The following is a 13,715-nucleotide window of genomic DNA, read 5'->3' as shown; positions in this document are numbered from 1 at the left end:
AAAATAAAGTAATAAGGTTTACTTCAGGAAAATAAGGTATATTATATTTGTTGAATAGATTCTCTTTAGAGACAAGAAAAGTAGGTGAACAAAGTGGGAAAATATCAATTGGATTCCAAAAGTCAGGTAGCTGTGGCAAAGTTCCATGAAAAACAGAAACCTGCCAAATTTGATAAAAAGCAACAACTTGAAAAATTGCGTACGGAGTATTTGAAAAAGAAGCAAAAACAAACAGATAAATAATACGTTTTGTTTTTCAAATTTTTCTGTATATAGTGTAAACAAACACAAGAAAATAGGTAAGTTATTCATCGTTCAAATATATACAGACTATTTTTTCAAACCTCTTACTTATGCAACTAACGCATGCGTCAGTTCATTAAGAATAACTAAAAAAGTCGATTCCTTGAGATGAAAAAGAGTAAACAGTGCCCTTATCAGGCACTGTTTTATTTTGACGTTATAATTTCCTCCACTGATTTAGATAAGCGATACAAGCTATTCCCCACCTCCAAAAGAATGAATCAAGTTCCTCACTGCATATATTGAACTATACTTTTTCTTAAGGAGGGCTTCCTTAATGCGTACTCCTTTATCCTTTGATAAAGACACTGCCATACTGTTAGCTTCTTGTTGTGAGTTAACGTATGAACAATATAAACAAAATGGCATTTTCGAAATACCAGATGGTTTTCAATATGTACAAGGGTTTCAAGGAAAGGCCATTCAAACAACAGAATGGTTCGGATTTATATTAGAATCTGAGGATACAATTATTGTTGCCTTCAGAGGCACTCAAACAGATCCAGATTGGATTATTGATTCTCTCGTCAATCAAAAACCTTATCCTTATGCTTTAAATGGCGGAAATGTCCATAACGGTTTTCTCTCTATTTATGAGTCTTGTCGTGATTCTATTATGGATATGCTCGTATCATTGCCAGCACATAAAAAACTGCTAGCTACTGGGCATAGTCTAGGTGGCGCGCTTGCCACATTACACATATTAGATGCACGTATAAATACTGCCTTCGCACAGTATGGACTTTATACATTCGCTTCTCCAAAAGTAGGAGATATCGCTTTTCGAAATTATTATAAACTACAAGTAGCTAGTAGCTTTCGTTTCGTCAACTTGTTCGATGTCGTCCCACTTCTCCCTCCCCGAAACATAAATTTTAATGATCATGATTGGGAGTATGCACACGTCCATCACAACATGACATTTACAAAAAACACAAAATCCATTACAAATAATCATTCCATTACAACATACAAAACATGTCTGACTTCTCATTTTTAACCAGTAAACAATTGGAAATAAAATATTCGTATACTATAATAATGTATGAAGTTATTTTTGGATGAGGGGACCTTACATGTTAAAATTTATCTTCGCACTTTTTCTTATTGTAATTTTTACGGTTACAGGTTTCTTTACATTTTCATACTTTGCAACAGGAGAGTATGATGGGGCAGGTATCATATATACCACTGTTCCATTTCTTTCTTAAGCAAAATAAATAAAACGAGCTTAATTTTATTAAGCTCGTTTTATTTATTAATATCCATTTTTGTTGGTAAATCGATAATATATCTCCCAATATAGCAACCTCTTTAAAACTGTTTAACTGCATTACCGATACCCCAAATTTCATTACTGTACTGCAAAATCGTTCGATCGCTCGCAAAATGACCAGACTGTGCAATATTTAAAATAGACATTTCTAGCCACTTCGTTCGGTTCTCATAAGCTCTACCAACAGCTTCTTGTCTTTCAGCATACGGACCAAAATCTCGCAGAACGAAATATTCATCGTTTTGAATAACGAGAGAATCGTAAATCGCTTCAAATTCAGCTCCCGATTGTGCAAAGAAACCATTTGTTAATTGATCAACTACTTTTTTAATGTGCCTATTGTGGTGATAATAATCACTTGCACGATACCCACCATTTTGATAGTAATGAAGAACCTCTTCGGCTGTTAAACCGAAAATAAAACAGTTATCCTCACCGACCCGGTCTTTTATTTCAACGTTAGCACCGTCTAGCGTTCCGAGTGTAATCGCACCATTCATCATAAATTTCATATTACCTGTTCCCGATGCTTCTTTACTCGCCGTTGAAATTTGTTCACTTACATCCGCTGCTGGGAATATATCTTCAGCTAAAGAAACTCGATAGTTTTCTAGAAAGATAACTTTCATATATTGACTGACATACGGGTCATTATTTACTTTTCTTGCGAGTTCATTTATTAATTTAATAATTTTTTTCGCGTAATAATAGCCAGGTGATGCTTTCGCTCCAAAAATAAAAGTACGCGGATAAAATGTAAAACTAGCATCCTCTTTCAAACGGTTATACAAATATAAAATATGAAGAACATTTAATAATTGTCGTTTATAAGCATGTAATCTTTTCACTTGCACATCAAAAATAGAATTTGGATCAATGGTAATCCCCATTGTATTATGAATACGTTCCGCTAAAATCTCTTTACGCTCTTGTTTTACCTCTGCAAATTTCTCTTGGAAACTTGCATCATATTGAACTAATTGTAGCTCTTGAAGCTTAATCGGTTCTTTCTTCCACTCCGTTCCAATCGCCTCTGAAATGAGATTTGTTAACTGTGGATTTGCTTTCATAAGCCAGCGCCTATGAGCAATTCCATTCGTCTTATTATTAAACTTATCTGGATAAAATTCATAAAACAATCGCATTTCCCGCTGCTTTAATATTTCCGTATGAATTTTTGCTACACCGTTTACGCTATGGCTACCGACAATCGCTAAATGAGCCATTTTCACAAGGTCATGTGCAATAATCGCCATTGCTTCAATACGATCCCACTCATACGGATACTGTTCCCACAGTTCATGACAGAAACGTTCATTAATCTCTTCAATAATCATATAAATTCTCGGTAATAACGGTTTAAAAATGTGAATTGGCCACTTTTCGAGCGCTTCTGATAACGTCGTATGATTCGTATAAGAAATCGTCTGCGTCGTTATGTGCCAAGCTTCTTCCCATGCTAACTTTTCTTCGTCTAGTAAAATACGCATCAGTTCCGGAATTGCTAAAACCGGATGTGTATCGTTAATGTGGATCGCAATTTTTTCATGTAGTTGACGAAGGTCACCATATCTTTCTCTATGCATTCGAACGATATTTTGCAAACTTGCTGATACGAGGAAATACTGTTGTTTTAAACGAAGTATTTTTCCCTCATCATGCGTATCATCTGGATATAAAAACTCCGATACAGCCTCTGTTTCACGCTTATATTTCAAAATATCTTTGCAGTTTTGCGGGAAAGGAACTGGTTCAGCATTCCAAAGTCTAAGTGTATTTACAGTACTCGTCTCATAGCCAACTACCGGCACATCATATGGCACGGCCATAATGACTTCTGCATTTGTATGCCTAAACTCTAAACGCCCGTCAATTTCTAGCGGTTCAACACTGCCGAAATAACTTACTTCTACAGCTTGATCATACCTTCTTACTTCCCATACGTTTTCATGAAGAAGCCACTGTTCTGGAAATTCAACTTGATAACCATCAACAATTTTCTGATCAAACAAACCATGTTTATAACGAATTCCACAGCCGTGTCCTGGTAAGTTTAAAGATGCGAGTGAATCGAGAAAACAGGCTGCTAAGCGTCCAAGCCCACCATTACCAAGGCCTGCATCTGCTTCCACTTCTTCTAACTCTTGTAACGAAATCCCTAGTTCAGATAACCCCTGCTCGCATACATCTCGAATACCTAAATTCAAGATGTTACTTCCAAGCAAACGTCCAAGCAAAAACTCAATAGACAAGTAATACATTTGCTTTTGCTCTCCGGATCGATAACTCTCGTTCGTTGCAATCCATTGACTATTCATATACTCACGTACCATATGGCCGAGCGTATTATATTGATCACGAGTTGTAGAATCTTTAAAACTTTTACCATACATCGTCTCTAACTTTTCTAGAAAAGTTAATTTAAAACTTTCAACATGAGTAAACATTTTTTCACCACCTACATGTTATTCCATGAGACTTTTATACAATTCCTTATAAGCAAGAGCCGATTGCTCCCAGCTATAATCTTCAGTCATCGCTTGTTTTACAAGCTGCTCCCACACTGGTTTATCATGATAGAATTCAATTGCACGATGAATCGTATGCAGCATGTCATGTGCATTAAAATTCGTGAAACTGAAACCATTTCCTTCTCCAGTTTCTTCATCATAAGAATGTACCGTATCGTTTAACCCACCTGTTTCTCTTACAATTGGAATCGTACCGTATGCTAATGCGATAAGTTGTCCAAGTCCACACGGTTCAAACAGCGATGGCATTAAAAACAAATCGCTTCCCGCATACACTTGGTGAGCTAATTCTTCATTAAATCCGATATAAACTTTTACCTTCTCCGGATACTCATATGCCATCCACTCAAAGAATTGCTCATATTCCGAATCACCTGAACCTAAAATAATACATTGTATATCTTCTTCCATTATTTCGCGGAATACAGTACGTACTAAATCAAGACCTTTTTGCTTCGTTAATCTCGTTACCATTGAAATAATTGGTGTATCCTCTTTTTCTGGCAAACCAAAATAACGCTGCAAGGCGCGTTTATTTTCACTCTTTTCATATAATGACTCTGCATCATACTGGGCCTTAATATACGAATCCGTTTCTGGATTATATACGCTCGTATCAATACCATTTACAATGCCGCTAAGCTTATCATTATATTTTCGCAGTAATCCATCTAACTTCTCACCGAAAAATTCATATTGAATTTCTTCTTTATACGTCGGGCTCACCGCTGTAATTTGATCCGAAGCAATAATACCGCCTTTCATAAAGTTTACGTTTCCATAAAACTCTAGCTGCTCACTATGAAAATATTCATCACCAAGCTCTAACAAGTCGTACATCACTTCAGGAGGAAATACACCTTGGAACTGCAAGTTATGAATCGTATATACCGTTTTAATACGCTTATATAACGGGTTATCTTGATACTTTTCACGAAGTAAGAAATTAACCATAGCCGTATGCCAATCATGGCTATGAAGAACATCCACTTCAAAATCAAGGTGCGGAATACACTCTAACACTGCTTTTGAGAAATAAGAAAAACGCTCTCCGTCATCGTAATGACCATACAGAGAATCTCTCTTAAAATAATATTCATTATCTATTAAGTAATACGTAATTCCGTCTTGCTCACCTTTTAAAATTCCACAATATTGATTTCTCCACCCAAGAGGGACGTTAATTACTTTATGTAACGTACATCCATCTCTTAACTTTTGCGGAATGAGACTATAATTCGGAAGTATAATACGAACGTCCACTCCTAATTTTTTTAGCTCTTTTGGGAGCGCACCCGCTACATCAGCTAATCCTCCCGATTTCACAAACGGTACACATTCTGATACTGCAAATAAAATATTCACTTGTTGTCCCACTGCGCGAAAAGTTTTTATTACTCCTCTTGCAGCTTCCTCCCTTCGAGTTTTCATTTAAATTAAAACTTTAATCAGTGGAGGAAAAAGCCCCCACTGATTCTTTAGGAATAACTATTAATCGTACTGTTTTGTACGCTTCCTTTTTCTACAACATACGGCTCATCGGCGCTTCCTTTTAATACGACACCGTCGCCAATTTTCACGTCTTTATCAATAATAACACCGTCTATTATACAGTTATCTCCAATTTGGCTCTTTTGCATAATAATACTGTTACGAATAATTGAACCTTTTCCAATTTTAACCGAACGGGAAACAACACTATTTTCGACTTCCCCTTCAATAATACTGCCATTTGCAATCATTGTATTTTTCACGACTGCACCCTTTAAATAACGAGTTGGTGGCTCATCTTTTACTTTCGTAAAGATCGGTGCTTCTTTCTTAAATAATTGCTTCCAAATAGCAGGTTGCAAAATTTCTAAGCTATGTTTATAGTAACTTTCAATCGAGTCAATAATTGCTACATATCCAGTATGTTCATATGTAGCAATGTGTAATGATTTCCCGCGCTTTTCTCTCACTACATCAAATAAACTGTATTGTTCCACACCTTTATATGACTCAAATAAGTCTAACAATAATTGTTTCTTTAACACGTATGTTTGAAGCGAAACCCCTTCATGGCAAACTTCTGTAATATCAGCTGCCGTATGTATATGTCGCTCTAACACCGCTTGAAAATTTAATGCTGTTACGAGATGGCTATTCGTAATAACAACGTACTCTTCTCTGCTTCTTAGAAAATAATCAATATGTCTTCTAAAGTGTGCAAAAGACCCAAATTCATCTTGGTCACATTGGCAGTTTGGCGGGAATAAAAATAGTCCGTCTCGTTTTCTATCTAAATCCCACTGTTTTCCTGAACCAACATGGTCCATTAACGAACGATTTTTATGGCTTGTAAAAACTGCCACACTATGAATACTAGAATTCACCATATTTGAAAGCATGAAATCAATGAGTCGATAACGGCCCCCAAACGGTAACGCCGCTAGTGAACGATGCCCTGTTACTTTCTTTAAGGAAGGAAAACTTCCCGTTGCATTAATAATTCCTAACATTTTTTCTCCCATTCATTTCATCCCCCTTTTCTATTTCCCTTCAGCAATTAATACTACATCGTCAACATTCTTTTCTGGACGAATGATTGTTCCATCTTCGATAACCATTTCTGATCCAACAATCGCTCTTTCAATCACAACATTTTTACCAATCTTAGCCCCTGGCATAACGACAGAATCAATCACCATACTTCCTTCTTCCACCGTCACTCCTTGGAATAACACAGAATGCTTCACGTCCCCTTCAATGACGCATCCTTCGTTAATAAGCGATTCTTCTACTTTCGCCTTTTCAGCAATATATTGAGGCGGTTCGTTTGGATTGACAGAGTAAATACGCCAATTACGATCGTTTAAATTCAGTGATGTTTCATCGCGAAGCAAATCCATATTCGCTTCCCATAAGCTCTTCACCGTTCCAACATCTTTCCAATATCCTTCAAACGGATACGCCATTAACTTCTTCCCTTCATCCAATAAAAGCGGAAGTACGTCTTTTCCGAAATCGTTACTAGATTCAGGGTTTCTTGCATCCATCTCTAAATACTCTTTCAAAATTGACCAATTAAAAATATAGATTCCCATTGATGCAAGATTACTTCTTGGAAATTGTGGTTTCTCTTCAAACTCAACAATCTCCATTTCTTCATTTGTATTCATAATGCCAAAGCGACTCGCTTCATCCCAAGGTACTTCAATAACAGAAATGGATACGTCCGATTCTTTCTCAATATGGTAATCTAGCATCTTACTGTAATCCATTTTATAAATATGGTCGCCTGATAAAATAAGAACATACTCTGGTTCATATTGACTTAAATAGTTTAAGTTTTGATAAATGGCACTTGCCGTACCTGTGTACCACTTCACACCTGAAGACTCCGCATAAGGAGGTAATACTGTGACTCCACCGCTTACTCGGTCTAAATCCCATGCATTGCCGATTCCGATATAATTATGAAGTTCTAGTGGTTGATATTGCGTTAAAATCCCAACCGTTTCAATACCAGAATTTGCGCAGTTACTTAGCGTAAAATCAATAATGCGATATTTACCACCAAATGGAACAGCTGGCTTGGCTAAATTTTTTGTTAATGCACTTAATCGACTACCTTTTCCCCCTGCTAGTAACATTGCTACGCACTTTTGTTTTTGAGCCATCTTGTTTTTTGCTCCCCTTTCTCGTCTTCACTGGTCGTAATATGGATACGCCAAATGGTGGAATTGTAATCTCTACATGTGCTGCTTGATTATGGTACGGTTCTAGAATCGTCTTAAGACGTTTCTTATTCACTTGCCCCGAACCGCCATATTGCTGTGCATCACTGTTTAAAATCTCGTTATAATACTCGAAATCTGGTACACCTACTTTATAGTTTTCATATGTAGCTTTCGTAAAATTACATACGATAACTAACGCATCCTCTTGTTTATCCCCTTGGCGGATAAACGAGAAAATACTTTGCTCGTTATTATTAGCATCAATCCACTGAAAACCTTCAGGCGAATGATCAAGCTGCCAAAGTGGTTTTGAGCGCTTATACAATGCTATGAGTTCTTTAAAGTAATCATGCATATAACGATGCATTTCAAAATCATGTAAATTCCAATCTAAATCTTCAAGGTCTTTCCACTCATCAAACTGTCCGAATTCCCCTCCCATGAAAAGTAATTTCTTTCCTGGGTGAGTAAAGAAATATCCATATAATAAACGAAGCTGAGCAAACTTATCCCAGTAATCACCTGGCATTTTATTTAATAACGACTTTTTCCCATGAACGACTTCATCATGAGAAAGCGGTAATATGAAGTTTTCAGAGTACGCATATAGCAAAGAAAACGTCATTTTCTCATGAATGTGTTTCCTATATTCAGGCGCACACTCCATATATTTCAGCACGTCATTCATCCAGCCCATGTTCCATTTGTAATTGAATCCAAGTCCACCTTCATACGTTGGGGCTGTTACAAGTGGCCAAGCTGTTGAATCTTCTGCTGTCATAAGAAAATCTTCATCTTCTGCAAACACCGCTTCATTTAACTCTCGTAAAAATGAAACAGCGTGCTCATTACTTTGCTCCTGTCCTTCTTTATTCCAGTACAGCATGTTTGCAACGGCATCCACCCTGAAACCATCAATGTGGAAATATCTCATCCAAAATAACGCATTTGAAATTAAGAAATTACGTACTTCTCTCTTTCCTAAATCAAAATTGACAGTTCCCCATACTGGATTTTCTTGCACATCTTTATCTTTATATTCATAAGTCGGTGTCCCATCAAACAAATATAAACCGTGAGCATCTTTACAAAAGTGCCCCGGCACCCAATCTAAAATGACACCGATTCCATATTTATGACATTCGTCGACAAAATGCATCAAATCATGTGGCGTGCCGAATCTACTCGTCGCGGCATAATATCCCGTCCCTTGATATCCCCAAGAACGATCATATGGATGCTCAACAAGCGGCATAATTTCAATATGTGTAAATTGATGTTCCACCACATATGGAATGAGTTCTTCTACCATTTCCCTGTAAGAATACAATGTTCCATCTTCTTTCTTTTTCCAAGAACCAAAATGCAATTCATAAACTGTCATCGCTTCTTTATAAATCGATTTTTTCTTTTTCTTACGAGTCCAGTTTTTATCATTCCATTCATATCCCTTTATATCAAAAACTACAGATGCCGTATTCGGTCTTACTTCTGCATATACAGCATACGGATCTGCCTTTAAAATGACGTCACCAGCCAACGTTTCAATCGCATATTTATATATTTCTCCTTCTTCAATATGCGGTATAAACAAGGACCAAATGCCTTCTTCTGTCACTTGTAGCATTTTATGTTGCTCATAATCCCACTCATTAAAATCTCCAACAACACTCATTGCTTTCGCATGAGGAGCCCACACTGTAAATCGTACCCCTTGAATCTCATCTTCCGTCACAACATGTGCGCCAAAGATGTTATAACTTTCATAGTACTTTTCTGTATGAAACTCATCTCGTTTCACTTCTTCACAATTTATTACACTCAATATGCTCACCTCACTTAGATGACAGAATTTTTTATACTTTAACTATTTCTGTGAAAAACTGCAATATCCTTGTTAATTTATAAAAAACATTCGTTTTTTTCTTAAAAATGTTAGTTTTCCTTCACATTTCCGTGTAAAATATCGAATTTTGACGAATATTCATTGAAAACGCTTTATTTCCCACTAATCTTTCATCTTCATATTTATTTCTCAACCTCTATTTTATTAGCTTTTTCCTCTTTTTCACGTTATTTCCTACTTGAAATCATAGAAAAATAATCTGTCATAAAAAATGTTTCTCAACATTTTTACAACAATTTTATTGAAATGCGAAATTCATAAGTAGACATTTTTGTTCTCAATAAAGCATACTAAAATAATGTGTTTACCCTATTTATATCCAAAATGAAAATGTGATAAAAAATTAAATTAAAGTAGGTTCTTATGCCAGTAAAACAAAAATTAGAAATGGAAATTGGCACGGCAACGCTCAGCTTATCACTTACATTCGGTGGTTTATTTGCTTATTTCAGTGATTCCGAAACACCGAGTAACTCATTTCAAGCTGTCTAATAACAAAATTAGATACTGAAAGCTACTTGGTCAATATTATTATGCAAAACATGACGAAAACCTTGCAGGTGATAAAGATATTCGTTTCGTCGAAAAGAACTTCTTGAAAAAAAGGTTCGGATGTATCTAAATCACAAACAGCTGCTGAAAAATCAAAAAGCGGTACACTGGCAGATATTTTAAAGAAATTAGGATTAATGCCTAAAAAATAATAAAGTGAAACTTTAATCAATTGAGGTTTTACTGCCCGGCAAATAGCGGAATAATAAAGAGCACTCTACGTAAAATAGAGTGCTCTTTTTCTATAAACGACCCTTATCCAGCAAAAGGGGTATATTGGGGATATACAAGGGAAACCGGAAAAGGAATTTATATTAAATTATATAAGTTCAGAGGTAAGAAGCAGTTTCCCACCTCTGAACTATTTAGCAATTATTATAGTACTGGTGCCATTGTTTCTTTTAATACTTTTACAGAATGAGCGAACTTCGCTTTTTCATCTTCATTTAGCTCAAGTTCTACGATTTCACGTACACCTTCGCGGTTAATTACAGCTGGAACACCTACGTAAGCATCTTTCTCGCCGTATTGACCTTCAAGGTATGCAGATACAGTTAATACGCTGTTCTCGTTGTTTAAGATTGCTTTAGTTACACGAAGTAGTGACATACCGATTCCGTAGTAAGTTGCACCTTTACGCTCGATGATATGGTAAGCTGCATCACGTACGTTTTCGAAGATTTTGTCTAAGTCTTCTTGTTTGTACTGTTCGTTGTTAGCTAAGATTGTTTCTAATTTTTGTACACCGATAGTAGCGTGGCTCCATACTGGAAGTTCAGTGTCACCGTGTTCACCAACGATGTAAGCATGAACGTTACGTGGATCTACATCTAAGTAGTCACCTAACATGTAACGGAAACGAGCAGAGTCTAAAGTAGTACCAGAACCGATTACGCGCTCTTTCGGTAAACCAGATTCTTTCCAAGTTACGTAAGTTAAAATATCAACTGGGTTAGTTGCGATTAAGAAGATTCCATCGAATCCGCTATCCATAATGCCTCGAACGATTTGTTTAAAGATCTTTGTATTTTTCTCAACTAAGTCTAAACGAGTTTCACCTGGCTTTTGTGGTAACCCAGCAGTGATAACAACTAAATCTGCATCTTTACAATCTGCATAGCTACCGCTCCAAACTTTTGTTGGTGATGGAGAGAATGGTACCGCATGGCTTAAGTCCATTGCTTCCCCTTCTGCTTTTGCTTCATTAACATCTACTAATACGAATTCTTCAGCTACACCTTGGTTGATCATTGAGTAAGCGTAACTACAACCTACAGCTCCTGTTCCTACTAATACTACACGATTGATACCTTTTTTCATGGTAATTTCCCCTCTCTATTGTTCACATATATTTTTTTATGATTGTTTAAGTAATTAATTAAAATACTAATTTAATGTTGTTTAACTTCTTTACATTCATATTGTAGCACGTATTATTGTGAATTACTTCACAAATTATGACCTATTTGTGAACTTTTTCACATAGAGTGTAAAGTTATTGGAATAGGTGTGGAATCCATTTCAATGGAGGCGTTTTCTTTAGATTGTGAAAGGGATTTTCTTGTGGTTTTTGTCGATAAGTGAAATTATACCAGCGATTTTTAGAATATATCGACCGTAACTCCAAATATATCAGCGATTATTAAAATTTATCGATCGTAACTCAAATTATATCAGCGATTTTTGCAATATATCGACTTACCGGCAAAACTCGACAATACTGACAACATAAAAAAACTGTCTTCAGTAGATCACAGCTATTGAGAGAAAGCAACTTCTTCTATATATTATTTATTTTCCACAGTAGCTCCCAGATGCATTTTTCATCGGTTTCTCCAAGTGTAGGAGGCTACAGCCATACAGCTGGGGTAAAAGTTCAAGTTGAAGTTAATTCCTTCATATTCATACAGGTCCAAATAATTAACATGATTGTATTTACGGCTCTCTATGTACCCAACTGCAACAGCGAATACTTCATATTTCTTCTATTGCATAAAAAAGCAGACTATCCAAAGTCCATTTTTATACAACAAAAAAGAGATAGCAGATTATGCTATCTCTTTTAGTATGACCCGTACGGGATTCGAACCCGTGTTACCGCCGTGAAAGGGCGGTGTCTTAACCACTTGACCAACGGGCCAGTTCTGGCAGAGAAGAAGGGATTCGAACCCTCGCACCGCGTTCGCGATCTACTCCCTTAGCAGGGGAGCCCCTTGAGCCACTTGGGTACTTCTCTATAAATATGGCTCCGCAGGTAGGACTCGAACCTACGACCGATCGGTTAACAGCCGATAGCTCTACCACTGAGCTACTGCGGAACAATTATGGTGGGCCTAAATGGACTCGAACCATCGACCTCACGCTTATCAGGCGTGCGCTCTAACCAGCTGAGCTATAGGCCCATAATTGAAAAGCGGGTGAAGAGAATCGAACTCTCGACCAGAGCTTGGAAGGCTCTTGTTTTACCACTAAACTACACCCGCATTAAATTGTAAATGGTGAGCCATGAAGGACTCGAACCTTCGACCCTCTGATTAAAAGTCAGATGCTCTACCAACTGAGCTAATGGCTCATTTTGAAAGTGGTGCCGACTAGAGGACTTGAACCCCCAACCTACTGATTACAAGTCAGTTGCTCTACCAATTGAGCTAAGTCGGCTTGCGACTTCAAAATGGTGGCTCGGGACGGAATCGAACCGCCGACACGAGGATTTTCAGTCCTCTGCTCTACCGACTGAGCTACCGAGCCTTTATGTAAAAATGGCGGTCCCGACCGGGGTCGAACCGGCGATCTCCTGCGTGACAGGCAGGCATGTTAACCACTACACCACGGGACCATTTGGTTGCGGGGACAGGATTTGAACCTGCGACCTTCGGGTTATGAGCCCGACGAGCTACCGTGCTGCTCCACCCCGCGATGATAAAATATTTACTTTAGAAAAAATGGAGGAGGTAGAGGGATTCGAACCCCCGCGCGACTCTCGCCGCCTGTCGGTTTTCAAGACCGATCCCTTCAGCCGAACTTGGGTATACCTCCGAGATATATACGTCTAATGGTGGACCTTGTAGGACTCGAACCTACGACCGGACGGTTATGAGCCGTCTGCTCTAACCAGCTGAGCTAAAGGTCCTTTATGGTAGCGGCGGAGGGGATCGAACCCCCGACCTCACGGGTATGAACCGTACGCTCTAGCCAGCTGAGCTACACCGCCATAAATGATATTAATATAAGTGGAGCCTAGCGGGATCGAACCGCTGACCTCCTGCGTGCAAGGCAGGCGCTCTCCCAGCTGAGCTAAGGCCCCATGTTTTTTAGGAATATCGGGAAGACAGGATTTGAACCTGCGACCCCCTGGTCCCAAACCAGGTGCTCTACCAAGCTGAGCCACTTCCCGTTAATAAAAGCGCGCCCGAGAGGAGTCGAAC

9 protein-coding genes, 15 tRNA genes and 2 pseudogenes are annotated in these 13,715 nt (G+C 37.8%); 5 read left to right on the top strand and 21 right to left on the bottom strand.

Annotated features, from left to right (window positions below):
• Nucleotides 1-93: 93 nt before the first annotated feature.
• The 3 genes from MR136_RS22830 (at nucleotide 94) to MR136_RS28470 (ending at nucleotide 1,514) form a co-directional block, all read left to right on the top strand.
• Nucleotides 94-243: a hypothetical protein gene (locus MR136_RS22830; RefSeq protein WP_000521639.1), complete on the top strand. Its 150-nt coding sequence runs from the start codon at nucleotides 94-96 to the stop codon at nucleotides 241-243.
• Nucleotides 244-580: 337 nt separating this feature from the next.
• Nucleotides 581-1,303 carry a lipase family protein gene (locus MR136_RS22825; protein WP_001260111.1) on the top strand — a complete coding sequence of 241 codons (723 nt, stop codon included), beginning with the start codon at nucleotides 581-583 and terminating at the stop codon, nucleotides 1,301-1,303.
• Between the two features lie 76 nt (nucleotides 1,304-1,379).
• Nucleotides 1,380-1,514, top strand: coding sequence for a hypothetical protein (locus MR136_RS28470; RefSeq protein ID WP_000911075.1), 135 nt, complete (start codon nucleotides 1,380-1,382; stop codon nucleotides 1,512-1,514).
• Between the two features lie 103 nt (nucleotides 1,515-1,617).
• Here MR136_RS28470 and glgP read toward each other — a convergent pair whose 3' ends face one another.
• From glgP to glgB, 5 genes are all read right to left on the bottom strand, one after another.
• Nucleotides 1,618-4,026 (bottom strand): glycogen phosphorylase, encoded by a 2,409-nt coding sequence (glgP, locus tag MR136_RS22820; protein ID WP_242259626.1) that lies wholly within the window; start codon nucleotides 4,024-4,026, stop codon nucleotides 1,618-1,620.
• A gap of 18 nt (nucleotides 4,027-4,044) precedes the next feature.
• Nucleotides 4,045-5,475, bottom strand: coding sequence for a glycogen synthase GlgA (gene glgA / locus MR136_RS22815; RefSeq protein WP_061457833.1), 1,431 nt, complete (start codon nucleotides 5,473-5,475; stop codon nucleotides 4,045-4,047).
• A 113-nt stretch (nucleotides 5,476-5,588) separates the two neighbouring features.
• The gene (gene glgD, locus MR136_RS22810) at nucleotides 5,589-6,623 is read right to left on the bottom strand and encodes a glucose-1-phosphate adenylyltransferase subunit GlgD (RefSeq protein WP_000504168.1); all 1,035 of its coding nucleotides are present in this window, start codon (nucleotides 6,621-6,623) and stop codon (nucleotides 5,589-5,591) included.
• 18 nt (nucleotides 6,624-6,641) lie between these two features.
• Entirely contained in the window at nucleotides 6,642-7,772 is a 1,131-nt protein-coding gene (glgC, locus tag MR136_RS22805) for a glucose-1-phosphate adenylyltransferase (RefSeq protein ID WP_000057619.1), read from the bottom strand.
• Nucleotides 7,720-9,657, bottom strand: coding sequence for a 1,4-alpha-glucan branching protein GlgB (gene glgB / locus MR136_RS22800; protein ID WP_017674570.1), 1,938 nt, complete (start codon nucleotides 9,655-9,657; stop codon nucleotides 7,720-7,722). Before glgB ends, glgC begins: the two co-directional genes overlap by 53 nt.
• A 444-nt stretch (nucleotides 9,658-10,101) precedes the next feature.
• Here glgB and MR136_RS22795 point away from each other — a divergent pair.
• Together MR136_RS22795 and MR136_RS22790 are read left to right on the top strand one after the other, a co-directional pair.
• Nucleotides 10,102-10,224 (top strand): annotated as a pseudogene (locus MR136_RS22795) (TasA family protein); the annotation flags it as partial.
• Nucleotides 10,225-10,249: 25 nt separating this feature from the next.
• Nucleotides 10,250-10,442, top strand: a pseudogene (locus MR136_RS22790) (dockerin type I domain-containing protein); the annotation flags it as partial.
• A gap of 223 nt (nucleotides 10,443-10,665) precedes the next feature.
• Here MR136_RS22790 and MR136_RS22785 read toward each other — a convergent pair.
• The 16 genes from MR136_RS22785 to MR136_RS22710 all read right to left on the bottom strand — a co-directional run bounded on the left by MR136_RS22785 (nucleotide 10,666) and on the right by MR136_RS22710 (nucleotide 13,684).
• On the bottom strand, nucleotides 10,666-11,610 hold the full coding sequence (locus MR136_RS22785) for an L-lactate dehydrogenase (RefSeq protein WP_000715338.1): 945 nt from the start codon (nucleotides 11,608-11,610) through the stop codon (nucleotides 10,666-10,668).
• A 748-nt stretch (nucleotides 11,611-12,358) separates the two neighbouring features.
• A tRNA-Glu gene (locus MR136_RS22780) sits at nucleotides 12,359-12,430 on the bottom strand.
• Nucleotides 12,431-12,435: 5 nt separating this feature from the next.
• A tRNA-Ser gene (locus MR136_RS22775) sits at nucleotides 12,436-12,526 on the bottom strand.
• A gap of 7 nt (nucleotides 12,527-12,533) precedes the next feature.
• Nucleotides 12,534-12,608: transfer RNA gene (locus tag MR136_RS22770), tRNA-Asn, on the bottom strand.
• A gap of 7 nt (nucleotides 12,609-12,615) precedes the next feature.
• Nucleotides 12,616-12,692, bottom strand: a tRNA-Ile gene (locus tag MR136_RS22765).
• 10 nt (nucleotides 12,693-12,702) lie between these two features.
• Nucleotides 12,703-12,773, bottom strand: a tRNA-Gly gene (locus MR136_RS22760).
• 13 nt (nucleotides 12,774-12,786) lie between these two features.
• Nucleotides 12,787-12,862, bottom strand: a tRNA-Lys gene (locus MR136_RS22755).
• A 10-nt stretch (nucleotides 12,863-12,872) separates the two neighbouring features.
• A tRNA-Thr gene (locus MR136_RS22750) sits at nucleotides 12,873-12,948 on the bottom strand.
• A gap of 14 nt (nucleotides 12,949-12,962) precedes the next feature.
• Nucleotides 12,963-13,038 (bottom strand) — tRNA-Phe (locus MR136_RS22745).
• A 12-nt stretch (nucleotides 13,039-13,050) separates the two neighbouring features.
• Nucleotides 13,051-13,126: transfer RNA gene (locus MR136_RS22740), tRNA-Asp, on the bottom strand.
• Nucleotides 13,127-13,129: 3 nt separating this feature from the next.
• Nucleotides 13,130-13,206, bottom strand: a tRNA-Met gene (locus tag MR136_RS22735).
• A gap of 27 nt (nucleotides 13,207-13,233) precedes the next feature.
• Nucleotides 13,234-13,326: transfer RNA gene (locus MR136_RS22730), tRNA-Ser, on the bottom strand.
• A gap of 17 nt (nucleotides 13,327-13,343) precedes the next feature.
• A tRNA-Ile gene (locus tag MR136_RS22725) sits at nucleotides 13,344-13,420 on the bottom strand.
• Nucleotides 13,421-13,424: 4 nt separating this feature from the next.
• A tRNA-Met gene (locus MR136_RS22720) sits at nucleotides 13,425-13,501 on the bottom strand.
• Between the two features lie 20 nt (nucleotides 13,502-13,521).
• Nucleotides 13,522-13,594, bottom strand: a tRNA-Ala gene (locus MR136_RS22715).
• A 16-nt stretch (nucleotides 13,595-13,610) separates the two neighbouring features.
• Nucleotides 13,611-13,684, bottom strand: a tRNA-Pro gene (locus MR136_RS22710).
• Between the last annotated feature and the right edge of the window lie 31 nt (nucleotides 13,685-13,715).

The organism is Bacillus cereus group sp. BfR-BA-01311 (genome assembly GCF_022664295.1).
Taxonomy (GTDB): domain Bacteria; phylum Bacillota; class Bacilli; order Bacillales; family Bacillaceae_G; genus Bacillus_A; species Bacillus_A cereus.
This window is presented reverse-complemented; position numbering and strand designations above follow the sequence as displayed.